We start from the raw sequence: 25,099 nt of genomic DNA, 5'->3' as shown, positions 1-25,099 counted from the left end.
ATACACAAAACTACTTCAGCTAAGAATGCCCAGAGAGAAATGTTGCTCCTAGGCGGTAGGCCAAAGAGCTATCAGGCGACCCGGATAGGTAAAAGATCTATGATGAAAGATGTGCTGTTATGGCGCTTGTTACAGTGGGGTAAATCTTACTGATAGCGGTCTCTGGTGACTGGATATGCCATAATCCCAATACTATGTAGTCAATTCAGCGGTGAAAATAATGAAGATTGGAATTTTAAAAACCGATGATGTGCGCAAAGAGCTTGTCAGCGAATTTGGGGAGTACCCGGAGATGTTTGCCGACTTGTTGCGCGACCAGGACTCCAATTTGGAGTTTAACACCTACGAAGTCCAGCACGGCCAGTATCCCGCTCATATAGATGAAGTAGATGCTTACCTGATTACCGGTAGCAAGACAGGCGTTTATGACGACAAACCCTGGATTGCGCCCTTAATGGATTTTGTACGCAAGTTACATGGTGAGAAAAAGCCGACCATTGGTATTTGCTTTGGTCACCAGTTAATTGCCCAGGCACTGGGAGGCCGGGCCCGTAAGTCGGATAAGGGCTGGGGGCTGGGGGTGCACACCTACGAAATGCAGGAGACGCCTAGTTGGATGTCTGAACCCGCGCCCAACTTTAGTCTCTTAGTAACGCATCAGGATCAGGTGGATCAGCTGCCGCTTGGTGGGCGAGTACTGGCTTCCAGTGAGTTCTGCCCAATGGCAATGGTGCAGGTGGATGATCATATGCTTAGCTTCCAGGCGCATCCGGAATTCACTAAGCCCTACTCAAATAGCTTAATGGAGCTTCGACGGCAGGCTTTTGGTGAAGCTGTGGTTGATAAAGGGCAGGAGTCTCTTAAGAACGATATCCATGAAAATGCAGTTGCCAGATGGATGTTGGAGTTTTTGAGGCATTAAATTTCACCTATTAAATTAAATAAGAAGCCTCCATATAGCTATTTTCTATTTCTCATCCCAATAGTATCTGACCTTTTGAAACCCCACTTATAAGTGGGGTTTATGCTTATGCACACATTAAACTTTATCTTTGTTCACCTTTGTTCTATATGCTTTAAAGAACATATAGGTTTTTTTGTGGGATTGTGTTTATTTTAATTTTATTTAAATAAAGCGATTTAATTACCAGGATATAATTTTCTCTGGCCAATGGCAGTTTTTTGCACCCATTTTTATTTTTTTCATTACCTCCAGATTTATATGTAGGTAATATAAACTTTTAAGGTTGTTTTAAAAAAAGTAGTGGGTATTTAATGGTGGGTTATTTATTTAAAGATTTTTGTTTAGGGAGGGGTAATTGAATAACATGCTTGTATCAGTTTTATTTTTTTGGGTGTGTATGTATTCTAGTTGATTTAGATAGAGGTCTTGGGTGTTGGCAACTCGCTCAGGGAGGATGGATTAACAATTAACACGTTTTTTTAATCTAAAAAAATCTATAAATATTTCTATAAGCAAAAGGATAGGTTTATGAATTTATTTAAAAGGGCAGTATTGGCCAGTGCCATTAGCTTGTCAGTAGCTAGCACTAATGTGCTTGCGGCTGGAAATGTAAACGGGGGAATTGATGGAAGGCTTATTGGAGCAGATGGTAGTGAGATTCCTAACGTAACCATTCTTATTAAAAATGAAGAAAATGGCTTCAAAAGGACTATCTCAACTGGTGACGATGGGGATTTCAAGGTCAAGTTACCCAGTGGAGTTTATAAAATAACCGCGCAGAAGTCAGGGTACCAACCGGCAGTAATCGAATCAGTACTAGTGTCTATCGGTAGCACAGGTAAATTAAGTATCCCTTTGAGCCAAGGCGATATGGAAGAGGTTTTGGTTGTAGCTGAGGCCTTACCACAAATACGTACAGGAACAGCTGAATCTGCTCTCAATATCAGTTTAGAGGATATTGAGATGTTGCCTGTAGGGAGAAATATAGAATCTGTTGCCTTGCTTGCTCCGGGAACTGTATTGGGGGATAACGCATTCGGAGAGGATAAAGATCTTATATCATTTGGCGGAGCCTCTGTCGGTGAAAATGCTTACTATATTGATGGCTTGAATGTTACCAATTTTCGCAATGGCTTAGGTGGTTCTTCTGTACCCTTTGAATTTTATGATCAGTTTCAAATCAAAACTGGTGGATATAGTGCAGAGTTTGGACGGTCTTTAGGTGGCGTTTTAAATGCTGTTACAAAGCGTGGAACCAATGATTTTAAATATGGTGTAGTTACTTACTTTGAGCCTGGATCATTAAGGGAAACAAGCCCGGATACATTGTCCACAGATGGAACGCTCTATGATCTTAACTCGGAGAATGAACAGTCTAGATATACTACAGACTACTATATAAGCGGTCCGATTGTACCGGACAAATTATTTTTCTATGCGCTCTATGAACAACAGGAAACTGTTGAAGAGTATAACACTCTCCAAGCCCCAGATACCTTTAATAATAGGGAAGTGGCTGATGACTTTTGGGGGGTTAACTTAACTTGGAATGTGACCGATGACCATATCTTAAGTTATGTTCATTTTTCCGATGAGCGGACTCGAGAAAATAAACAGTCAAACTATGACTACTACAACATGGACAAGCTTGATTATAAAGGCACGATCAGTGATTATCGAGGGGGAGAGAACTGGTTGTTACGCTACGATGGTCAACTAACTGATAATTTCAGTATGTCCTTGTTATATGGACAAAACGAATATGAGTTAACAACAATTGGAACCACCGATGTTGAATGCCCTTTTATTATTGATGCTAGTGATGGGGCGCTACCAGGAAATTCTTCTTATTATCCAGGCTGTAATACAAACTCCAGAATTCAAACCGGTGGTGATGAGCGCGAAGCAAGTCGAATAGATTTTGAGTGGGTGCTTGGAGATCATACTGTCCGCTTCGGATATGATCGTGAAGATAATTCTTCCTCTTCTGCTGAGACCTATGCGGGCACCGGATTAAGGGATGGGAAAGGGGTCTATTACCGCTATATATCTGCCCTTCCTGACTCCAAGCTTTCTAATGGAGGTATTGTTCCCGATGTGAATGGCGATGGTAGCACGGTTCACTTGGTGCGGTATCGAGTAAGCGATGTTTCAGGATCCTTTAAAGTTGAGTCTGAGGCTTTTTATATCGAGGATACGTGGGATATCACTGATAACTTAACCGTCAGTGCTGGGCTTAGGAGTGAGATTTTCTCCAATTACAATGGTGAGGGTGATGTATTTATAGAAATTGATGATCAATGGGCTCCTCGTCTCAGTTTTTCTTGGGATCCTAGTGGCGATGGAGAGACGCGCGTTTTTGGTAACTGGGGTAGGTACCATATGCCTGTTGCTGCTAATACTAACGTGCGTTTATCTGGAGGAGAATTGGGCTTGGAGCGTTACTTCATCTTTAATGGGAGCTATGATCCAGTAACTTATGTCCCCACAAATATTGATGCAGAAGGGATACCTACAACTGAAGAAATAGGTCCTGTTCAGATTAACTCTAGCGGAGAAGTTCCCGATAGCCGACAATTATCTGATCGGGATTTGAAGGCTATGTATCAGGATGAATATATTCTGGGCTATGAAAAGGTTCTTAATGAAAGTTGGAGTGTGGGTGTTAAAGCTACCTATCGTGATCTAAAGTCACATATTGACGATATCAGTATTAACCATGCGGTTGACGCATTAGGCTATGCTCATACTGGGGATGCTCATGGTTATGTTCTCGCTAACCCTGGAAGTGATGTAACAATTCCTTATGATAGGTATGGTACCGGTGAGTTGGAGATGACAACTTTCTCTGCTGAATTGCTTGGGTATCCAGAAGCTAAACGAACCTACAAAGAGCTAGAGTTTTCCGTTGATAAAGCCTTTGACGGCGTTTGGGGTCTAACAGCCAGTTACGTATGGTCTGAGAGTAAAGGTAATACAGAGGGGTACGTTAAATCTGATAATGGTCAGGATGATGCGGGGATTACTCAAGACTTTGATTTCCCTGAAATTATGGATGGTGCCAATGGCTTTCTCCCTAATGATCGCACCCATAAGTTTAAGATATATGGAAGCTATCAGGTAATGGAAAACTTACTATTAGGCGCCAATTTCCTTTTGCAATCAGGAAGACCGATAAACTCCTTTGGCAAAGGACACCCATATGGCACTCCCTACTATGGCGATACCTACTATTTGACTGATCCAGATGGTAATTTAGTGCGAACTGAGCGCGGTAGTCGTGGCCGGACGAGCTGGGTGAATCAGATTGACTTATCGTTAATTTATAACACTGAAATTGGTTTGGCAGATGTCGAGTTAAGGGCTGATGTCTTTAATTTATTAAATGCAGACGCTGAAACAGAAGTTGACGAATTTGCAGAGATTAGCCCCGGACTATCTGATCCTGACTGGGGGTTGAACCAATACTACCAAACGCCCAGATATTTTAGATTCGGTATCAGTGCACGGTTCTAATATAAACTATAAGGGGCCGGCCGGTATGGCGGCCTTAGTATTAGTTAGTTCAAATCTAACATTCTCTTGATAAATAGGGGCTTCGATGAAGGCCCCTGGTAAAAAAACAATGATCCTCTTATCAAACATATTACTGGACTGCAATATTTTTGTAGAGTAGATCGGAAATAAACCCAAGCTTACAAGATATTTGGTATTTCGAGAGGGGCTTTTACCGGTATATGCAAGCCGTTTCAAGTAACGGAATGCACCGCTTTTTTTGAAGAATTGACCTGTATCGCATTATAGGCTCCGTGTTGACTTCGTAATTGAAGAGACGGGGTTAATAGGTATCCTTTAAGGGGCTGTCTATAGGTCGGTACGCTCCTCAATTGAGCAGCGTAAATGCATTCCTCTTACGCCCATCAATGGTGTTCTGAGTATTCGGTTACTGCATGATTTGCTCAGCTTTAGTAGTCGTTGAAGCCAAAGAGGGGGCTTAGCTGAGCCACGTGTTCGAATTTTAAAAAAAGTAGAACGTCGGCGTAGCCTGCTATGGAAATTATACAATACTACTAGATTATCGAATCTCTCCGAACACTTCCTATGTGGGAATATATAAGGGAAGGCGTATATCAATGAACTTATATTTTTATCTGCACAAAAGCGTTCCGCTGAAAGTGGTCTACTAGCAAATCTCCAATCAGTACGGCCAATCTCCAAAGAGACTGTTTCTTGACTGTTTACGCCATGTATTACCTACTAATTCTACGTACCCTAGTTGATTGAGGTCCTGGAAGTTATGTTGAGCTAAAGCAACTTTATTATTAATTCTATTTGGCTATCAATGAAATAGAATACGCTAAGACAAAAGCTAGGCACTCGCAAACGAATGGTAGCTGTGATCGCTTTAATTAAACGAAGCTACAAGGGTTCTATCGGTCGATAAGGCTATAGCGATTATACAAAGTATGTCTGAGTGAATGGCTTGTATAGTACAATAGTAATTGAACCTGTAAGGGGAAGGGTTGTGACGACATGCCGATAGTGCCTATTGTGGAGAATAAAAATAGTTTGACGGGATGTTTGTGAACTGAACTTGATCTCATAGATACCTTTCTAAAAAGTTATCTATGAGATCAAATATGAATTCCCGGCATTATAAGTATTATTTTAGCTACATCCAGTATTAAATCTGCTTGATGAGCGATAAATATGTTTAGTTAGAGTAGGTAGCTCTTACTATATATTTTATCTATATTTATGTTGTTGTTATTTTCTCTAATCAATTGACCCCAAAGATAAACTCTTCTTCTAGTAAAAAAATTCTTATTTTAATAGGTTTCTCAATAGTAAAGAGTTCTCTAGCACTTTCATCAACCTTAATAGCAAGGTATTTGTAATACTGAGTGCGTTCTGCTTGGTCCTTTTTTACAGGTGATTTCAATATAACAACTTGTGGGTGCCATGTTATTAGTCGCGAGAATAGTGACAATTATATCTTCATTTGATCCAAGTTCTTTGGATATAAGAACAGACAAAAAATTTGAAGTTGAATCTGGTGGGAGTATAGATTCCTTCAAAAATATTTTGCAGCAGGCCATAGTTTGATGATCCAATTTCAGTTGATGGAAGTCAAATTCAGCGTGTGAATCTGGTACAAAGCACTCAAGCTAATATTCTTTCTTACAGATTACGTTATGACAGTCTAGTTCGAGACTGAAGGGACGATCTTATAGATTTTATGATATAGAATTAACTTTAATATAAAAACATCAGTATAATTACAATAGCATTTATGTAAATATTTCTTTGTAAGGCTTAAAAACAACCAGAAATAACTCCAGAATAGCGTGATTAACATTAACTTTTTGAGGATCTTTGGATCTTTCAGTTCAAAGTACCATTATGACCACCTATTTCAAATTCGAATAGCAAGTCATTTTTTAGTGATCTAATCTATCCAGGCAATTCGTTAAGTTGATAAAGCTACCAAGAAAGGCAATGTATGATAACAAGAGATACATGTGGGCCTTTTAAGTCGTAATTTACGAATGGCGTCGTAGCTCTAGCTGCTGAGTAAAGATATTCAGTTCCTTAGGCTGCAGAGGTTGAAGAAGCTACCGTCAACAGCCTAGGATGCTGGACGACAAGATTGAAGCAAGAAGAGCGGGGGCGAGCGAACTCTAAGATCAGGATCGATTTCAAGGCTAAAACAAGCGATTACAGATGGAGAAAGAAGCCGAAAAAGGCCGACGCCTTCTTTGTGAATGAAATGAAGTAGAGCTTTTTAAAGAGGCTGCAAGGAAGCTTTCCAACTAGAGCCTCTACAGAGTAATGCAAGTAAATGAAAGTAGTTATTGCTATTAGTATAGATGAATAGGTAATCAAATATGCTGCAGAGCCATGGCTTGATAGCTTTTTCTGAATCAGATAGAGCCTTGAAAACCATTGATTAGTGAAACCGTTATACAAAGGAGGTTTTGAAGTTGGGACTTTTTGAGTCCACAGGCTTATGAAAAAGCTAGGCTTGGCAGCAAAGAGTAAAAATTGATTTTAAGTGATAACGGGCTGTAAATATCAACTTTCGCTAACAGAGAGGCTCCTGGTTAGGTAAATACACCAAACGCTATAAATTGACCTTTGATTACTGAGGTTACTCATATTTTGGAATTGCAAAGTTACTTATCCTTGGTACTAGTTATTGATCTCTATTCGTGCAGGGCCTTTAGTTGGCATCTACTCCATTAGATAGAAATGGCCTTGGTAAGCTGATGATGTTTTTCAATTTACCTACGCCTTAACAGAGTTCCTACATTATTCTAATCTAAATAATCAATGTGCCAGCCATACATACCAAGCACTATTGCCGTTGCATGGAAAGGGAATTGTAGGACAATGCATTGACTGAAAGCTCTTCTAGCAGATTGTGGCGGGAGTAGATAAAGAGAAGTCTGAATTTGACAAGAGGGGGTGCTACAACGTATCTGAGATTCTATATTGATTATTACGGTTCATATTTAATACATTCAATTTTAGAGGGCATAATTTCACTCGAAATTGAGAAATATGCTTAATGAGGTGTTCGGTTAGAGTTGATCACAGCAATCTTTTAAATAGATTTATTTATGATAATTAATGCGTTTGCACTAAATGGTATAAGCTAATTTTAAGTCTATTTAAAATAAAAGGCTAAAAATATTATTGGTTACTTTAATGTGATTGTCATGCATTAATTAGGGTGATGTAGCTGACAACTCTTCTCCTTTATTGTGCACTCTATAGATTCTCTGATAAATATGGTTTTTCGTTATGGCAATTAGATTTTGTTTGAGTTTAATTATATGGTAGGAGTGATATCTCTTTAACCTCTAAAGCTTAATTTTTGTTTGAATTGGTTAAAAAGCAATCATAATAATTGGTACTAATTGAGTAAATAACATTGCCGACATCCTTTTCCCACACAACCCGAGCTATAAAAGCAGATAACACTTACTTCCTTGCAATTTTAACAGGGATAGGCAGTCTTGTAATGGCTGCTTGGGTCACTTGGTTTTTTACCCAGAAGGTAACAACGTACAGCGTCAGCGAGCAAGCGAAACTAGAGCAGGAGCACAATACGGTCCATGTCACTACACAGAGAGCGGGTAGAGTCATTGCTATTCATGCTGAATTAGGGGATGAACTCAACGCGGGAGACCTATTAGTACAACTGGATACATCAATTTTTGATCTTACTTTGATGGGGGATAGTAAAGTTTCTGATAGTTTAGCTTCACAGCTTGAATCTATAAAGCAAGAGCAAAATTTGATGAGTAGAAAGTATCAGGAAGATGATGCGGCATTAAGAGATCAACTGCAAATAGCTAAACAAAAGCACCAATTGCAACTAAGTAACCAAAAAATTCAAGCTGATGTTGCAAGCCGATATGAAATGCTTTTAGAAAAACAACAGAGTTCAGAATTAGACTATCTTTCGGCCAAGCGTATCTATCAGCAAATGGTAATGGACACTTTAGGAGCTGAGTCAGAGATAAAGTCTTTGGAAGATCGGCTAGAGCAGGCCTCCAGTGAATATCAGCTAGAATTAAGTGATCTACAACAACGGCGTGCAGAGACGGAAAAAGAGCTTGCCGAAGTTGAAACGCGTATTAAACAAAGTAGTTTGGCTGTAAATGAGCAACAACTTCGAGCCCCCATTTCTGGGACACTAGCGTCGTTATCTGAAATACGTGAAGGCGAAGTTATCGCTTTAGGACAGCATTTGGCTACGATTCAGGCGAGTGGGCGAATATCTGTACAAGCTTTTTTCCCCCCTGCTCTTGCGCTTGGGCACATACAAGTTGGTCAGTCTGCTCGAGTAAAATTAGACGGTTTTTCATGGGCGAGATATGGACAGTTGTATGCCAGAGTAGAGCGTGTAGCAAGTGCTGTTCAGCAGGATAGAATTCTTGTCCAACTTGCTTTGGTAGGGGACACGCCCCCAAGATTACCTCTTCTCCATGACCTTCCGGTTCGTGTGGAAATAGCCACGGGTACAAAAACCCCATATCAATTATTACTCCAGAGAGCAGGAGAAATTCTAACTGGAGAAAGTGGCGATAATTTCACGGCAGGAGGGGCCTTGTGATGAAAAATATGCGCTGGTTAGTCCCTGAAGTTGTTCAGACATCCAATATGGACTGTGGGCCTGCATCTTTGAAGTGCCTTCTTGAGGGGTTTGGAATTAAAGCCCATTACGGCCACCTACGAGATGCATGTCAAACAGATGTAGATGGGACATCTATTAATACGCTGGAGAAAATTGCAGTCGAGCTTGGTTTGGATGCTGTCCAGATGGTAGTCCCAGTGGATCATCTTTTACTGGATACTCCCGATTACCTACCTGGGTTAGTCGTGGTGCGTTTGCCGAATGGCAATACGCATTTTGTAGTTGCCTGGCGAAAACATGGGGGTTTAGTTCAGGTAATGGATCCTGCCAGTGGTAGACGCTGGCCTAGCGTGCGCCAGTTTTTAGACGAGCTACATATCCATACTATGCGAGTTCCCCCCGCGGCGTGGCGAAACTGGGCTGGCAGCGATGATTTCATCAATCCCTTACGTGAACGTATTAAGAAACTAGGTATAGCAGACAAGCTTTCATTTGAGCTTTGTGAAAGTACTATCCAGAAGGGTGATTGGCACTCTCTTGCATTTTTCGATGCGACAGTACGTATGCTTTCCAATTTGGTTTATTCAAAAGCAATACGTCGAGGGCAAGAAGCTGCTGATTTACTAAGCAGTTTCATTACGAAATATGACCGGAATCCATCCCTGGCCGATGATTTAGTACCGGAAAATTACTGGTGTGTGAGGCCGTATGCCCCGCCTGGTTCGACTGAAGAGCTACAGTTTAATAGTGCCCCTGCTGAACTGGCTTTTCAGGGAGCTGTAATTGTTAGTGTTAGGGGTGTCAAGGAGGCCAGGGAAGAAAAATTAAAATATGAAGTGCTTGATAAGGCCTTAAAGGAGCCATCTATAAATCCGTTAACCCAGCTGTGGAGTTTTATTAAAGAAGATGGAATTCTAGCTCCTATTACAGTTGTTTTAGCAATGTTAGTTGCGGTATTTGGCCTTATGTCTGAGGCCTTACTTTTTCGTGGGTTAATAGATATTCACAGTGAGCTGGGCACCGAAATTCAGCGTGCAGGAGCAATGGGGTTGGCATTATTTTTTATGTTAACTATCGTGTTAGTTCAATTTCCAGCAGCAAAAATACAATTGATTTTAGGGCGGCATCTAGAAAATCGTTTCCGTATGCGCTTCCTAAAGGCTCTTCCAAATCTTCCTGATCATTTTTTTCAAAGTCGGCCAATATCAGATACTGCGGAGCGAAGTCATCGTATTTCAGCCTTGCGGGATTTGCCTGTTTTAGGTGGAAGTATACTGTTTACTGTTATGTCTTTAGCTGCAACCGGTATAGGGATTATTTGGCTGGCGCCCCAGTTGGCTCCCTTAATTATTCTTATGACTGTTTTGCAGGTTTTTATTCCTCTGTGTTTTCAGCCGATACTTAGTGATCATAGTATGCGAGTACAGACTCACTCAGGAGCGCTTGCGCGATTTTATATGGATGCTTTATTAGGTGTAGTGCCAATTCGAACACATGGTGCTATAGAGTCTGTTAGACGAGAACATGAGAGCCTTTTAACAGAGTGGATGAATGCAGGCTATTTAAACTTGCGTATTCAATTAAGCAGCCAGGCTGTCCAGCTTATTGTGAATTCTATCTTAGCCTGTTTGTTGGTGGTCCTTTGTATTAAAACTAAAGGTTCTAGCCCAGACCTTTTATTACTTATTTATTGGGTTCTTGCTCTTCCCCCATTGGGGCAAGAGGTTGCTGTGTTAATGCGAGAGTATCCACGCCAGAGAAATGTTTTGCTTCGGGCTTTAGAGCCTTTGCAGGCTTCTTATAAGAAAAAAAATAGTAGTACTGAAGATGAGGGGCCTGTAAAAATTGATAATGCCGTACGCTTAAAGATTTCAGATGTAAGTGTCAAATTAAATAGTAAGGATGTGTTGCAGGGAATAAATCTGGAGGTTAATCCTGGGGAGCATGTTGCTATTGTAGGAGCTTCAGGTGCGGGAAAATCTAGTTTGGTTGGGCTTTTACTTGGTTGGTTAAAGCCGTCTTCAGGTAGGATTCTAATCAATGGTGTAGAGTTAACAGATGATCTCCAAGAGCAATTTCGTCTAAATTGTGCCTGGGTGGACCCTTCAGTTCATTTGTGGAATAGCAGTTTGTTGGATAATCTTTCGTACGGAAATGAAAATAGTAAACCTTTATATCCAATTTTAAATCAAGCGGACTTACTTAAATTGGTAGCTACTTTACCTGATGGGCTACAGAGTTCCCTGGGAGAAGGTGGGGCGCTTGTGAGTGGGGGAGAAGGGCAAAGGGTTCGTTTGGCTAGGGCGCTTGGTAGGGAGAATGTCTGTTGCGTAATTCTTGATGAGCCATTTAGAGGTTTAGATAGGGAGCAGCGGCAAAATATGCTAGTTCGCATTAGGCAATTTTGGTCTGAGACTACGCTTCTCTGTATTACACATGATATCTCGGAAACAAAAAAATTTTCTCGTGTATTGGTTGTTAATGATGGTCGTATCGTTGAGGATGGATCACCTGATGAATTGATTTCTAAAGTCGATTCCCGTTATGGTCAACTTTTGGGTGCAGAGAAATCTTTGTGGCGCGATTGTTGGGAAAGCAATGAGTGGCGCCATTTAAGTATTCAAGGTGGGGAGGTACATGAAAAACAGTTCCTTGAGCGGAAAAGGGTGTTAAATAGTGGTGGGCAGTCTCGCGAGGTAGAAAATGAATTCTGATCTGCTCAATGAAAAATTTCAGTCCCTTTGTTGGCCTGGTTCTCAGCTAGAGTCTGCCGTACAGAGTTTAAGTATTAGATGCCACTTGATATCTAAAATAGGTTCGGATGTTAAACCTAGTTATTCTAAATCCTCAGGTGAAAGTGCTGACAATAGAATGCTAATTTTGGCTGAAGATATGGATCTTGATGTGGAACGGGTGAGTTGCAGGTACGATGGCCTACAGTCAATGCTCAATAAAGTTTTTCCAGCTATTATTAGGGTTGAGCGGGATAAGGAAGAGCATTTTCTTGCTATATATGGTGCTAGTAGAAATTATCTTAAAGTACTCTCACCATCACTTAAAATTGTAAAGATACGGACGCAAGATGTTATTGCAGAGCTAGTGTGCAAAAAAGCAGAACCAATTAAGCAGGAAATATGCTCATTGCTTGAAGGTACTGGGGTTGCGTCGAAGAGACGTGAGAAAGCAATTGCTGCACTCTTAGATGAAAGACTGGCTAAGTATATCCTGGAGGAATGTTGGTTGCTTCGACAGCCAATTCACCGATCTTTCTGGTTGCAAATTAAGTATAGGCATCTGCACCTGCGCTTCATAGCGATGTTAACAAGCCATGGCATACAGCTTTTTTTCTTTATGGCTAGTTGGTGGCTGATAGGTCAAGCCATTCTAGGCGGTCACATTGATGCTGGCTGGCTAGTTGCATGGGTATTACTGCTAATAACACAAATCCCGCTATCGTTATTTACGGCTAAATTACAAGGAAGTATTTCTATTCAAGTAGGTATGTTGTTAAAGCGAAGGCTCATGGGTAGTGCTTTACATATTGCTCCAGAAAATATTCGGCATATGGGGGTTGGACAGATATTAAGTCGTGTTTACGATTCTGAGAATATTGAAGCAGGAGCACTAAATGGCGGATTTCGGGTTATTTTGGGTTGTTTTGAGTTAGTTGTGGCTTCAAGCGTATTGTTGTTGGGAACGAGTGGAACTTTTTTTCTCTGTTTGATAGGGCTCTTTATATCCACAGCACTGTATTTAGGGCGTAGATTATATTTGAGTCGTAAAGATTGGACAGCGCAACGGTTATCTATGACCCATAGCCTCATTGAAAAAATGGTTGGGCATCGCACAAGGCTCATCCAACAAAAATCTAAATATTGGCATCAGGGAGAGGATAGTGAACTGGCTAACTATTTGATTGGGTCAGTAGGTATGGATCAACGGGCAGTTTATTTAGTAGCTTTGCTACCTCGACTTTGGTTGCTGTTGGGTATTGCCGGTTTAGCTCCCGTATTTATTTTTGGCAATATAAGTACTGCTGGGCTTGCCGTAGCTTTAGGTGGAGTGCTCCTGGGGTATAGGGCAGTAATTAGCGCAATGTATGGCTTCACTGCTGGCTTAAATGCTCTTGTTGCCTGGGAGAGGGTGAGGGATGTCTTTAAGTTGGAATCTGTTGATAACAAATTGCCAGTTGATGTAAGAAAAAGTGGCGATGAGATTAGCAGTTTATCTCAAAGTCAACCGCTATGTTTTTTGCAAAATCTATATTTCTCATACCAAAATTCTGAAAGAGCAATATTAAAAGAGTGCAATTTAAGTATATTCTCAGGTGAGAGGGTGTTATTGCAGGGAAGTTCCGGTTCTGGAAAGTCGACTCTTGCTAATGTTATATCAGGTATTCAAAGACCTACAGAGGGATTGCTATTAATTAATGGGTACGATAGTTCCAGTATAAGTGAGAAAGAGTGGCGCCGACTGGTAGCTTCTGCGCCGCAGTTCCATGAAAATTATGTTATGGGGGATTCCTTTCTTTTTAATTTGCTTATGGGGGGGGAGTGGCCACCGAACCAGAAAAGTATTGCTAAGGCCTACCAAATTTGTGATGAATTGGGCTTATCGCCACTGTTGCAAAGAATGCCTGCAGGTATGCTACAAACAGTGGGAGAGATGGGGTGGAGATTATCTCATGGTGAAAAAAGTAGGCTTTTTATTGCTAGAGCGCTTTTACAGAATGCAGAGCTGGTAATTTTAGATGAAAGCTTTGCCGCACTTGATCCAGAAAATTTGAATATTTCTGTAAGGTGCGTTCGCAAGCATGCAAGAACTTTAGTTGTGATCGCTCACCCATAATTTTCGTTTAATATTGGCGTAACAGGGTGTAATCGAGTTAAGCTTATTATATCTGGCTGCCTTAGTGGGTGGCTGGGTGTTTCCTTCAACTAATATGTGCAATAGGAGATTAACATGCATGTAGAAACTGATATTCAAGTTGGCCCTCATGCTGAAGTTGGCTTGTCGCCAAACTAATTTGGACTAGCTCCAAATTGTTAACTTGGTGCAGAAGTACCAACAAGTTGTTTTCTCTGTAGTCCCAAGTTAAATGTGGTACCTGTTAGTAATGTAAAGACCGCAAATTTTACGGTATTAGCAAATCCTAAAAGGAGATTTATTATGTTTACTGAGACTGATATTCAAGCTGGCCCACATGCAGAAGTTGGTTTGCCTGATGAAAAGTAAGAAGAGTTAATGACGAAAATGAGAGAAAGGTTCTAACCTTACCGCTTTTATTAAAGGAACAACTTGAAGTGGAGTGAATGTTTCCCCTTTTTGGAGCTGAAATGAGTTCGCTTTTCTTGTTGAGTTGTTTTGTATAAATGTGAGTCGATGGCTAGTTATCTTGAGGTTCTCCCATAAAAAAGCCCGCTTACGCGGGCTTTTTTATTATCAAAATCAAGTCTTAAGCTTCTTATAATGCATGCGATGGGGTGTTGCATCCTCACCTTTGCGCTGCACAAAGTCCTCGTGGTACTCGGTGTAGTTACCCTCGAAGAATACCGCTTCACTCTCACCCTCATAGGCGAGGATATGGGTGGCAACGCGGTCCAGGAACCAGCGATCGTGCGAGATTACCAGGGCACAGCCGGGGAAGTTGAGCAGGGCTTCTTCCAGGGCGCGCAGGGTTTCGATATCCAGATCGTTGGAGGGTTCGTCCAGCAGCAGTACGTTGGCGCCCTGCTTGAGGGTATAGGCCAGGTGCAGGCGCCCGCGTTCACCGCCGGAGAGTTCGCCTACGCGCTTCTGCTGGTCACTGCCCTTGAAGTTAAAGCGGCCAACATAGTTGCGCGAGCCCACTTCGTAGTTGTTGATCTTGAGCATATCGTGGCCGTCTGAGATGGCTTCCCATACGGTCTTGCTGTCATCCAGATTTTCACGGCCCTGTTCAACGTAGGCGACCTTAACGGTTTCACCCATCTTGATCTCGCCGGAGTCCGGCTGCTCGGTGCCGCTGATCATACGGAACAGGGTGGACTTACCGGCACCGTTACCGCCGACGATACCTACAATTGCGCCCTTGGGCACGCGGAAAGACAGGCTGTCGATCAGCAGGCGCTCGCCGAAGCCTTTGCTCACATCTTTAAACTCAATCACATTGTCGCCGAGACGCTCGCCGGGCGGAATGTAGATTTCGTTGGTCTCGTTGCGGGCCTGGAAGTCCTGGGACTGCATTTCTTCCAGGCGGGACAGACGGGCCTTGTTTTTGGACTGGCGGCCCTTGGGATTTTGGCGGGCCCACTCAAGTTCCTTCTGCATGGCTTTGGCGCGGGCCTGTTCGCCGCGCTGTTCTTGCTCCAGGCGCTTTTCTTTCTGTTCCAGCCAAGTGGTGTAGTTGCCTTCCCAGGGGATGCCGTGGCCGCGGTCCAGTTCCAGAATCCAGCCGGCAACATTGTCGAGGAAGTAGCGATCGTGGGTGATGGCAACCACAGTGCCGGTGAAATCGTGCAGGAAGCGCTCCAGCCAGAATACGGATTCCGCATCCAGGTGGTTGGTGGGTTCGTCGAGAAGCAGCATATCCGGGCGGGACAGCAGCAGGCGGCAAAGGGCCACACGGCGTTTTTCACCGCCGGACAGATTGTTTACGTCCGCATCCCAGGGGGGCAGGCGCAGTGCGTCTGCGGCAACTTCCAGGCGGTGCTCCAGGTTGTGGGCGTCCCAGGCCTGGATAATGTCCTCGAACTGTTGCTGTTTCTTGGCCAGGGCATCGAAGTCTGCGTCGGGCTCGGCGTAATCGGCGTAGACCTGTTCCAGGCCGGCAAGGGCGTCGATGGCTTCGCGTACACCGTCCTCTACGTTGCCGCGCACGGTCTTGCTGGCATCGAGTTGCGGTTCCTGGGGCAGGTAGCCGACCTTGATGCCGGGCATTGCGCGGGCTTCGCCGTTAAAGTCCTGGTCGACCCCGGCCATGATGCGCAGCAGGGTGGATTTACCTGCGCCGTTTAGACCGAGTACGCCGATCTTGGCGCCGGGGAAGAAGGAGAGGGAGATGTCCTTGAGGATCTCGCGCTTGGGGGGCACTACTTTGCCCACCCGGTTCATGGTGTATACGTATTCGGCCATTTGGGGTTCCGTAATGGGTGTTGGAATCGGTCAGATTTTGCGCGCAACTTATCAGTTTGCGTAAAAAGTGCAACCGGGCATCTCTTAGGTAGCCCGCTGTACTCGCGTGTGGCTGACGTCAAATGTGATCTGTGTTTAACTGCGACACTATCTAGTACAAGAGCTATAAGACGAATAAAAATGGATCAGGATTCCCCGGTGTTGTTTTCCCGGCGCGGCGCCCTGGCGATCGCGACACTAAACCTCCCCAAGGCTCTCAATGCCTTAAATTCATCCATGATCGATCTGTTGTCGGCCCAGTTGGACCGCTGGGCTGAAGACACTGAAGTCGCAGCAGTCTGGATCGATGGCAGTGGCGACAAGGCGCTGTGCGCCGGCGGCGATGTGGTGGCGCTGTATCGGGAGTCCGCCGCCTATGGTGAGACACCGGACTACGGCTTCACCACCGATTTCTTCTCCCGCGAATATCGCCTGGACTACCAGATTCACACTTACGCCAAGCCCGTCGTGGTGTGGGGTGGTGGTTTCGTGATGGGAGGCGGTATCGGCATTATGGCGGGAGCCAGCCACCGGATTGTGACCGAAACCACTCGCATGGCAATGCCGGAGATTACGATTGGTTTGTTTCCCGATGTGGGGGGCAGCTGGTTCCTGAATCGTATGCCCGGGCGCCTTGGACTTTTCCTGGGGCTGACCGGTGCGCAGTTTAATGGCGCCGATGCCCTGTTTGCCGGTATGGCGGACCGCATGATAGGCCAGGACCAGCGGGAATCAGTCTTGTCTGCGTTAGCGGGGCTCAGTTTTGGTGAAAACCTGGAAGCCAATCACCAGTTAATTAGCAATTGCCTTAAATCCCAGGAGCTGCCTCTTCTGGAGCGGCCTGAGTCTGCTCTGCGAGAGCATTATGACCAAATCCAGCAGCTTACCGATTTTGCCACCTTGCCAGAGGTTTGTGCCGCCATCAGTGCATACCAGGGTGTGGATAAGTGGTTGCAGCGGGCAGCTGCCACTTTGGCAGGTGGCTCTCCGCTGACCCCCTGGATTGTGTGGGAGCAATTACAGCGGGCTCGACACCTGTCCCTGGCGGATATCTACCGCATGGAGTTGGCACTCGCGGTAAACCTCTGTGCCAGTGGCCACTTCAAGGAAGGGGTGCGCGCGCTGTTGATTGATAAAGACCGCGAACCCCAGTGGCAACCTGACAGCTTGGAACAGATTACACCTGCGCAGGTGGAAAGCTGCTTTGAGGGACCCTGGGGCGGTGAGCACCCGCTGGCCGACCTGTAGATATCGTATTTACCGAGCGTCCCGGGCTGTTAATCGCCAGGGATACCAACAACAAAATAGGGAGTGGCTTTTATGGAAAAGATAGCCTTTTTTGGTTTGGGTAATATGGGTGGCCCCATGGCTGCCAACTTGGCGAAGGCCGGCTATACCGTAGCGGCATTTGATTTGAGCCCTGTTGCTCTGGAGCAGGCACAGCGAGACGGCTGCCTGCCCTGTGAAAGTGCCCAACAGGCTGTTGAGGGCGCGGATATCGTAATTTCCATGCTGCCCAGTGGCGACGCGGTGAAAGGGCTCTACCTGGGAGAGGCTGGGTTGTTGCAGCACCTCCCGGCCGATACCCTGATTATCGACTGTTCGACTATCTCCGCAGAGGATGCCTGCCTGGTCAACCAGGCTGCCGGGGAGCATGGGTTGAGAGCGATAGATGCCCCGGTATCCGGAGGTACAGCTGCGGCACAGGCGGGGACGCTTTGCTTTATGTGCGGCGGGGATGAAGCGGCATTCGATGCTGCGCGGACCCCGCTGCAGGTGATGGGCAGCAAGATATTTCTCGCCGGTGCTGCCGGTGCCGGGCAGGTGGCAAAGATTTGCAACAATCTGTTGCTCGCGATCCATATGACCGGTACCGCAGAAGCTTTACAGCTGGGGGTGGATAAGGGGCTGGATGCCAAGGTACTGAGCGATATTATGCGGGAAAGTTCGGGTAATAATTGGTCCCTGGCTAACTACAATCCCTACCCGGGCACTATGGAGAGCGTGCCTTCGGCAAAGGGCTATGCCGGCGGTTTCAGTGTGGCATTGATGCTCAAGGACCTGGGACTGGCTATGGATGCCGCCTCAACCAGTGCATCCTCTACTCCGATGGGAGCCCTGGCGAAAAATCTTTTCCAACTGCATGGCGCTAGTGAGGAAAACCAGCAACTGGATTTCTCCAGTATTCAGAATATGTTCCGGCGCCCGGCGGGCAGCCTTACTTAGCGCCTGTTTAAAGGCCTTGCACCACAGTCTGGCAATGTCGGCAGTGGTGCAGTTTTGGCCTGGTTTGCTTGCCCTCAACCCTGTCATCTAAAGAAAAAATTTGCGGTAGTTCTCAATTTGGCAAGATCGTATCAAATACCATTGAGTACTCGGTTCCCTCGGACTTTCTGAGCCGCTATCTTCCCCGCCCCTTCCCGGAAACGGGTCTCCCTTAAACAGCGCAATTATCTTGCTGCTGCACATTCCAATGGATTTTTTTCCAGGTAATTCGGCAGCTTGATTTGGATCAAGCAGCCTCAGGCAGCCAGCGAGTAACCTGTCCGCGACTTGTGATTGTGCCTGGAGGGGGGCCCTTCCTGAGTCGGGAAAAATGCCTAATCGCTTTATGGAGAAGTTAATGAATCGTATAACTGCTTGTGCGACAGCCGCTTTGACCGCCGTACTTTCTGCACCCGCACTGGCCTATGAACAAGGCAGTTTAATTCTGCGCGGTGGCATGGCCACTGTAGCACCCGATGCTAATTCCAGCGTACTTTCCTTGAATGGAACCGGCATCGACCAAACCGGTGTTGATGTGGATAACGGTTCCGCACTGGGCCTGACCGGCGTCTACATGTTCCGCGATCATTGGGGTTTGGAACTGGTTGCCGCAACGCCGTTCAGCCACGATATCGAAGTTGTTGGCGAGGGCCTGGGCAGTTTCAACCTGGGGGAAACCAAGCACTTGCCGCCGACTCTGTTGGTTCAATGGTATCCGATGGAGCCACAGTCCAACATTCAGCCGTATGTTGGCCTGGGTGTGAACTACACCGCTTTCTTTGATGAAGAAATCAGCAGCACCGCCGATAGCGCTTTCGAAGGCCTTGGCGCCACCGGTGATGCAGAACTGTCCTTGGACAATTCATTTGGCCTGGCAGCAGAAGCCGGTATCGATTTTACCTTCGGTGCCGATCAACGCTGGCTGTTCAATATGTCTGTGTTCTGGATGGACATCGAGACCGACGCCAAAGTCAAAGTACCTGGCCTGGGTGAAGTGACTGCCAATGTGGATATTGATCCGCTGGTTTACATGGCTGGTCTGGGCTACCGCTTCTAAAAGGTAGCAATAAATAGGTCTGGGGTAGAGCAGTCACTGTGGTTTTCTGGTCGAAGACCCGGTGGCTGCTTTTTTGTTTGTGTCGGATTTCCAAGCAAACTACCGAACGAGGTGTGAATGAATATGAAGCAAGAGATTAAAAGCCCCGTGGGAGGGTTGTCTGAAGAACTCTTATCCCGTTATAGCGGACCCTGCCCGCGCTACACCTCGTATCCTACCGCCGATCGTTTTCACACATTAAATGGAATTGAGCCCTGGGCAGCACTGCAGGATATTCGTAGCTTGTCCCTTTATGTTCATATTCCTTTTTGCCGTTCTCTCTGTTACTTCTGCGCTTGTAATAAAGTAATCACTCACCAGTATGGACTGGCTTCCAGTTATCTGGATCACTTGCTGCAGGAAGCCCAGTGGTACCGGGATAAGGTGGCTGATGTCCCCGTTACCCAATTGCACTTGGGCGGTGGTACGCCGACATTCTTGAGTGATAGTGATATGCGTCGCTTAATGGGAGGGCTGGCTGAAGTTTTTGATTTGCGCCCAGGCGACGGGGTTGAATACAGTATTGAGGCCGATCCACGTACCCTTGAGTTAGAGACCCTGGATACCCTGCGAGAACTGGGTTTTAACCGCTTGAGCCTGGGGGTGCAGGATTTCGATATCGAAGTTCAGCGTTCAATCAATCGTATCTGCAGTGCCGACCAAGTCACGGAGTTGACCGTAGCGGCGCGTGAGCGCGGGTTTGAGTCCATTTCCTACGACCTGATTTACGGACTACCCAAGCAGGGGCTGAGCAGCCTGCACCGCACTTTGGATAAAGTGCTGGAGCTGCAACCGGACCGCATCGCTCTCTATCACTATGCACACCTGCCACACCGATTTAAGGCCCAGCGCCTGATTGATACGGATTTAATCCCTTCTGCCGCAGAAAAAGTGGCGATGCAGCTGGCGGCTGTAGAGCACCTGGGTAAGGCGGGGTATGAATTTTTGGGGATGGATCACTTTGCCCGTCCTGGGGATGAACTGGCTAAGGCAGCCCATGCCGGTATGCTGCAGCGCAATTTCCAGGGTTACACCCTAATGCCGGCAGATGCTTTGGTTGGTCTGGGGGCATCGGCGATCAGCTACAGTCGCGATGGCTACTGGCAAAATTTACATCGCTTAAAAGAATATACTCAGGCGATTGGAGAAGGGAAATCTGCAGCCTGCCGCGGCTGGTTAATGGATGATGAAGATCGTTTGCGCCAGTGGATTATTAGTGAATTAATGTGTCGTTTGCGCCTGGATAAAAACCTTGTTGAACAGCGTATAGGTGCTTCCTTTGAGGAGTATTTCTCTGAGGAATTAGCGCGCTTACAGCCTATGTTTGACGATGGTCTAATTTATCAGGATAACGAAAATATTATTGTTACCGAGGAAGGCCGCTGGTTCGTGAGAAATGTTGCCGCTGCATTTGATATGTATTTGCACAGTCAAGAAACAGATGCGAAATATTCACGTGTTCTATAGCTACCGGTAGGAGACTAACGGCTCGACAGCCGTTACAATTGCGGCAAATTAGTTTACCGACCGGTTTAGTATGATGGATTCCTCTACAGCTGTTAGTTGCGGCAACTGTTCAGTCAGGCGTTTGTGCTTGCCAGCTGGTTTGTGTCAGTCTGATATTGATCGGCTAGAGCAGATCACGCGTCGAAAGAAAATAATTAAAGCGGGGGAGACCCTTTACCGAGCTGGCGATCCATTTGCCAATCTCTATGCAATTCGCTCAGGCAGTTTTAAAACTGTGGTGATTGCCGCAGATGGTGACACCCAGGTCACCCACTTCGCTTTACCTGGGGAACTGCTCGGTCTGGATGCCTACAGTACTCGGGTACATCCGAGTTATGCGGAAGCATTGGAAGACAGCAGTGTTTGCCTGCTGCCTTTTACTCAACTGGAAATTTTGGCCCAGCAGGTGACAGCCCTGCAGCAGCAGATTTACAGCATTTTTTCTGAAGAGTTGCGCCAGGAAAACGATATTTTAATGTTGTTGGGCAAGCGCTCTGCCGATACTCGTTTGGCGGCACTTCTGATTAATATTTCCAGCCGTTACGCTCGCCGTGGATACTCTCACAGTGCGTTTGTTTTATCGATGCCGCGCACTGATATCGCTAATTATTTGGGTTTGACAGCGGAAACTGTCAGCCGGCTTTTCTCGCGTTTTCAGCGAGAAAAATTAATTAAGGTGAGTGGCCGATCAGTTGAGATTATTAATTTAATTGAACTCAGTGAGCTAGCGGGTACTCACTGCGGATATGATGAAGACTGAATTTTGAAATAGTGTCCTGGCTTTATGGTCAGTCAGGACACTACCCAATCCACTAAACTTCAGCAACCTTTTCGATTGCTGATATTGCCTCCGCCCACTTTTCTTTATCTGCCTCTGAAATGTAGCTCGCTTTAAAACTATTCAGGGCCAGTTTTTTCGCCTGCTCTTTGGTCATGCCCAGACTTTCGCTAAGGGCCAGATAATTTTTATTAACGTAACCGCCAAAGTAAGCGGGATCATCTGCATTAACAGTGACACACAGGCCGCGCTCGAGGAGTGACAAAATGGGGTGTTGGTTCATATTGTCGTACACACAGAGTGCGGTATTGGAGAGCGGGCAAACGGTCAGGGGGATATTTTCCGCTTTCAGGCGCTCAATTAGTGCTTCGTCCTCAACGCAGCGAACCCCATGGTCGATTCGGCTTACGTCCAGAAGATCGAGAGCCTCTACGATATAATCGGCAGGCCCCTCTTCACCAGCGTGGGCAACTCTCTCAAGCTCTAGCTCTTTGGCCATAGCAAAAACTTTCTCAAATTTGCTGGGTGGATGACCCAGCTCAGAAGAGTCCAGCCCTACACCTTTTATTAAGTTCAGATATGGTTTTGCCGCTTCCAAGGTGGCAATTGCTTCCTCTTCACTCAGGTGGCGTAAGAAGCACAAAATAAGGTGACTACTTATTCCCCACTCATTTCTTGCATCATCAAGAGCGCTGTTAATACCCTTGATAACCACACCGATATCAATGCCCCTCTCTGTATGGGTTTGGGGGTCAAAGAAGATCTCTGTGTGGACAACATTGTCTTCACGACAGCGCTTGAGATAAGCCATGGTCAGATCATAAAAATCCCGCTCATGGATCAGGACCGAAGCGCCTTGATAATAAATATCGAGGAAGGACTGTAAATTATGAAATTTATAGGCTGCTTTAATTTCCTCAATACTGGAAAAGGGAATTTCAATATTGTTGCGCTTGCTCAACTCGAACATTAGCTCCGGTTCCAGTGAACCCTCGATATGGAGATGAAGCTCGGCTTTTGGCAGTGCTTTCAAAAAGTTCAAATCGGCAATGGACATAGAAATACCTTGTTGCGGGACTATCTGTGAACGTGAATGCGCCGGAGGCTATCCAACATTCCGACTCACAGAAACTGTCTGGGCTATAGAAGGGCGCTAATGGTATCAGGTTACGCCCTCTGAGAATAAAGCGGCGGAGCTTATTTTACGGCTTATTCTGACTCGCCAGCCCTATTGTTTAGCTGCAGCCAGATTAATTGCCAAAAATACACCGATCGGTTTACTTAATGCCATTCATGTATATACTGCACTGAGTAGTTTACATTTTGAGATTGATTAACGGATACTGAGGATAGAGCAATGAGTAAGGTTGCCTTGATTACCGGGACCTCCACAGGGCTGGGGCAGAGTCTGGCGCTGCAAATGGCTAAGCAGGGGTTTAGGGTCTTTGCCACCATGCGAGATCTCTCCAAGGCCGACCAGCTGATAAATGCGGTTCCTCAGGGGGCGGCTCTCGAAGTGATGGAATTGGATGTAACAGATTCTGACAGTATTCAGAACTGCGTAGATACCATTATCCGGGATGCTGGGCGTATGGATTTATTGATCAACAATGCTGGTGCTGGTTTTGTAAAGACCACTGAACACGCCAGCGAAGAAGAGATACGTTGGGTGACGGATGTGAACTACCTCGGTGTAGTTCGTTGCACTAAAGCAGTTTTACCCTATATGCGCGAAGCTCGCAGTGGACACGTTATCAATATTTCGTCAGTGGGTGGGCTAGTTGGGCAGCCGTTCAATGAGCTGTATTGTGCGGCAAAGTTTGCTGTTGAGGGTTATACAGAGGCCCTGGCAAGTTATATAACCCCTGCCTTTAATATTAATTTTACCGCTGTCGAGCCCGGTGGAATCCACTCAGAGTTTGCCAATAATGTGCTTTCGCAGTTGGAGCGGAGCCAGGGGTATCCCGAAGATGAATACCAGGGGGTCTTCAATCAGTATATTGGTGGTATGAGGTCGCGAAGCCCAGAGCAGACAGCTGAGATATACCAGACATCTGACCAAGTAGCCGAAGTGGTTTTACAAGTGATACAGGCTGAGGAGCCACCTATTCGGGTCAGAACATCCAATTGGGCCAATGAACTTTGCAATTTTAAGAGCGGCTTGGATCAGGATGGCAAAAAACAGCAACGAATGGTAATCGAAAACTTTTTACCTGAGTTTTAATCTTTTAACTTTTAAAGAAATATAAAAGTTGTTTTTAATATGAAACTATCTTTTAACTTTACGAATTAAGCACATAGGGCAAGTTACTAACTACCATGTGTGTCGCTTAGTATTATGGAGTGTGTTTACCAGGACAAGCCGGTTACGAAAAAGTCAAAAAGCTGATTCATGGCCGGTAATAGTATTACTGTCAGTAAAAGAATTTGGTTGCCTAGCTATGACCAAGTCAGCGCAGGCCGTAAGTTGTAGTAACTGTTCAGTCAGGCGTTTGTGCTTGCCTGCAGGGCTGGTGCAGGCAGATATTGACCGGCTTGAACGTGTTACCCGCAAGAAAAAGGTAATTAAAGCGGGTGAATCCTTGTATCGAGCAGGTGACCCTTTCCAAAATCTCTATGCGATTCGCTCTGGAAGTGTCAAAACGGTAGTCATTGGTGCAGATGGGAATATCCAGGTAACACATTTCGCCCTTCCTGGTGAGCTGTTGGGGCTCGATGCTTATAGTAGTCGGGTTCACCCCAGTTATGCGGAGGCACTGGAAGATAGCAGTGTGTGCTTGTTGCCATTTGACCAACTGGAAACCTTAGCTCAGGAAGTTCCAGCACTGCAGCAGCAAATCTATAGTATTTTTTCCGAAGAGTTGCGGCAGGAAAATGAAATCTTAATGTTGTTGGGAAAGCGTGCTGCTGATGCTCGCTTAGCGGCATTGTTGATTAATATTTCCAGTCGCTATGCATGTCGTGGTTACTCCCCCCGTGAATTTGTACTCTCTATGCCGAGAACGGACATCGCCAATTACTTGGGGTTAACAGCGGAGACGGTGAGCCGTTTATTTTCGCGTTTTCAGCGAGATGGACTGGTGAATGTTAGTGGTCGAATGGTTGAAATCCTTGACTTGTTGGCGTTGAGTGAACTGGCCGGAACCCATTGCGGCTACGACTGATATCGGTAAAGGTTTTTCACTTTTCCAA

15 protein-coding genes are annotated in these 25,099 nt (G+C 45.5%); 12 read left to right on the top strand and 3 right to left on the bottom strand.

The annotated features are described in order from the left end of the window. Positions 1–220: 220 nt before the first annotated feature. On the top strand, positions 221–922 hold the full coding sequence (locus ACJJI4_RS17770; RefSeq protein WP_444925977.1) for a glutamine amidotransferase-related protein: 702 nt from the start codon (positions 221–223) through the stop codon (positions 920–922). 570 nt (positions 923–1,492) lie between these two features. Next, positions 1,493–4,480, top strand: coding sequence for a TonB-dependent receptor (locus ACJJI4_RS17765; protein ID WP_444925976.1), 2,988 nt, complete (start codon positions 1,493–1,495; stop codon positions 4,478–4,480). Positions 4,481–5,744: 1,264 nt separating this feature from the next. On the opposite strand, the gene ACJJI4_RS17760 is transcribed toward ACJJI4_RS17765, so the two are convergent. Beyond that, positions 5,745–5,906 (bottom strand): hypothetical protein, encoded by a 162-nt coding sequence (locus ACJJI4_RS17760; protein ID WP_444925975.1) that lies wholly within the window; start codon positions 5,904–5,906, stop codon positions 5,745–5,747. A 2,085-nt stretch (positions 5,907–7,991) separates the two neighbouring features. Here ACJJI4_RS17760 and ACJJI4_RS17755 point away from each other — a divergent pair. Genes ACJJI4_RS17755 through ACJJI4_RS17745 form a run of 3 tightly spaced genes read left to right on the top strand, consistent with a single transcriptional unit; the run spans position 7,992 to position 13,958 of the window. Then, positions 7,992–9,089 carry an HlyD family secretion protein gene (locus ACJJI4_RS17755; protein WP_444925974.1) on the top strand — a complete coding sequence of 366 codons (1,098 nt, stop codon included), beginning with the start codon at positions 7,992–7,994 and terminating at the stop codon, positions 9,087–9,089. Next, a complete protein-coding gene (locus ACJJI4_RS17750; RefSeq protein WP_444925973.1) occupies positions 9,089–11,824 on the top strand; it encodes an ATP-binding cassette domain-containing protein in 2,736 nt (911 codons plus the stop codon). The genes ACJJI4_RS17755 and ACJJI4_RS17750 overlap by 1 nt, the downstream gene beginning before the upstream one ends. Continuing rightward, positions 11,814–13,958 (top strand): ATP-binding cassette domain-containing protein, encoded by a 2,145-nt coding sequence (locus tag ACJJI4_RS17745; protein WP_444925972.1) that lies wholly within the window; start codon positions 11,814–11,816, stop codon positions 13,956–13,958. The genes ACJJI4_RS17750 and ACJJI4_RS17745 overlap by 11 nt, the downstream gene beginning before the upstream one ends. A gap of 600 nt (positions 13,959–14,558) precedes the next feature. On the opposite strand, the gene ettA is transcribed toward ACJJI4_RS17745, so the two are convergent. Continuing rightward, the gene (gene ettA, locus ACJJI4_RS17740; RefSeq protein WP_444925971.1) at positions 14,559–16,223 is read right to left on the bottom strand and encodes an energy-dependent translational throttle protein EttA; all 1,665 of its coding nucleotides are present in this window, start codon (positions 16,221–16,223) and stop codon (positions 14,559–14,561) included. A gap of 180 nt (positions 16,224–16,403) precedes the next feature. Here ettA and ACJJI4_RS17735 point away from each other — a divergent pair, with 180 nt between their 5' ends. The 5 genes from ACJJI4_RS17735 to fnr (ACJJI4_RS17715) all read left to right on the top strand — a co-directional run bounded on the left by ACJJI4_RS17735 (position 16,404) and on the right by fnr (ACJJI4_RS17715) (position 21,889). Then, a complete protein-coding gene (locus ACJJI4_RS17735; protein ID WP_444907209.1) occupies positions 16,404–17,510 on the top strand; it encodes an enoyl-CoA hydratase/isomerase family protein in 1,107 nt (368 codons plus the stop codon). 72 nt (positions 17,511–17,582) lie between these two features. After that, a complete protein-coding gene (gene mmsB, locus ACJJI4_RS17730) occupies positions 17,583–18,488 on the top strand; it encodes a 3-hydroxyisobutyrate dehydrogenase (RefSeq protein ID WP_444925970.1) in 906 nt (301 codons plus the stop codon). Positions 18,489–18,885: 397 nt separating this feature from the next. Beyond that, positions 18,886–19,584: an OmpW/AlkL family protein gene (locus ACJJI4_RS17725; RefSeq protein WP_444896042.1), complete on the top strand. Its 699-nt coding sequence runs from the start codon at positions 18,886–18,888 to the stop codon at positions 19,582–19,584. A gap of 123 nt (positions 19,585–19,707) precedes the next feature. Further along, positions 19,708–21,090, top strand: a complete 1,383-nt coding sequence (gene hemN, locus ACJJI4_RS17720; RefSeq protein ID WP_444907212.1) for an oxygen-independent coproporphyrinogen III oxidase — start codon at positions 19,708–19,710, stop codon at positions 21,088–21,090. A 70-nt stretch (positions 21,091–21,160) separates the two neighbouring features. Next, positions 21,161–21,889, top strand: a complete 729-nt coding sequence (gene fnr / locus ACJJI4_RS17715; protein ID WP_108734587.1) for a fumarate/nitrate reduction transcriptional regulator Fnr — start codon at positions 21,161–21,163, stop codon at positions 21,887–21,889. Positions 21,890–21,941: 52 nt separating this feature from the next. On the opposite strand, the gene ACJJI4_RS17710 is transcribed toward fnr (ACJJI4_RS17715), so the two are convergent. Beyond that, a complete protein-coding gene (locus ACJJI4_RS17710) occupies positions 21,942–22,964 on the bottom strand; it encodes an adenosine deaminase (RefSeq protein ID WP_444925969.1) in 1,023 nt (340 codons plus the stop codon). A 300-nt stretch (positions 22,965–23,264) separates the two neighbouring features. On the opposite strand from ACJJI4_RS17710, the gene ACJJI4_RS17705 reads away from it, so the two are divergent. Further along, on the top strand, positions 23,265–24,131 hold the full coding sequence (locus tag ACJJI4_RS17705) for an SDR family oxidoreductase (RefSeq protein WP_444925968.1): 867 nt from the start codon (positions 23,265–23,267) through the stop codon (positions 24,129–24,131). A 217-nt stretch (positions 24,132–24,348) separates the two neighbouring features. Next, positions 24,349–25,071: a fumarate/nitrate reduction transcriptional regulator Fnr gene (gene fnr, locus ACJJI4_RS17700; RefSeq protein WP_444925967.1), complete on the top strand. Its 723-nt coding sequence runs from the start codon at positions 24,349–24,351 to the stop codon at positions 25,069–25,071. Positions 25,072–25,099 lie beyond the last annotated feature (28 nt).

This window comes from Microbulbifer maximicatervae (SeqCode) (assembly GCF_052467305.1).
Note: the sequence above shows the minus strand (reverse complement) of the source record. Positions and strands in the feature narration are given on the sequence as shown.

Coding starts and splice junctions, on each gene's coding strand:
- ACJJI4_RS17770 (WP_444925977.1), top strand. CDS start 221: ATGAAGATTGGAATTTTAAAAACCGATGATGTGCGCAAAGAGCTTGTC.
- ACJJI4_RS17765 (WP_444925976.1), top strand. CDS start 1,493: ATGAATTTATTTAAAAGGGCAGTATTGGCCAGTGCCATTAGCTTGTCA.
- ACJJI4_RS17755 (WP_444925974.1), top strand. CDS start 7,992: ATGGCTGCTTGGGTCACTTGGTTTTTTACCCAGAAGGTAACAACGTAC.
- ACJJI4_RS17750 (WP_444925973.1), top strand. CDS start 9,089: ATGAAAAATATGCGCTGGTTAGTCCCTGAAGTTGTTCAGACATCCAAT.
- ACJJI4_RS17745 (WP_444925972.1), top strand. CDS start 11,814: ATGAATTCTGATCTGCTCAATGAAAAATTTCAGTCCCTTTGTTGGCCT.
- ettA (WP_444925971.1), bottom strand. CDS start 16,223: ATGGCCGAATACGTATACACCATGAACCGGGTGGGCAAAGTAGTGCCC.
- ACJJI4_RS17735 (WP_444907209.1), top strand. CDS start 16,404: ATGGATCAGGATTCCCCGGTGTTGTTTTCCCGGCGCGGCGCCCTGGCG.
- mmsB (WP_444925970.1), top strand. CDS start 17,583: ATGGAAAAGATAGCCTTTTTTGGTTTGGGTAATATGGGTGGCCCCATG.
- ACJJI4_RS17725 (WP_444896042.1), top strand. CDS start 18,886: ATGAATCGTATAACTGCTTGTGCGACAGCCGCTTTGACCGCCGTACTT.
- hemN (WP_444907212.1), top strand. CDS start 19,708: ATGAAGCAAGAGATTAAAAGCCCCGTGGGAGGGTTGTCTGAAGAACTC.
- fnr (WP_108734587.1), top strand. CDS start 21,161: ATGATGGATTCCTCTACAGCTGTTAGTTGCGGCAACTGTTCAGTCAGG.
- ACJJI4_RS17710 (WP_444925969.1), bottom strand. CDS start 22,964: ATGTCCATTGCCGATTTGAACTTTTTGAAAGCACTGCCAAAAGCCGAG.
- ACJJI4_RS17705 (WP_444925968.1), top strand. CDS start 23,265: ATGAGTAAGGTTGCCTTGATTACCGGGACCTCCACAGGGCTGGGGCAG.
- fnr (WP_444925967.1), top strand. CDS start 24,349: ATGACCAAGTCAGCGCAGGCCGTAAGTTGTAGTAACTGTTCAGTCAGG.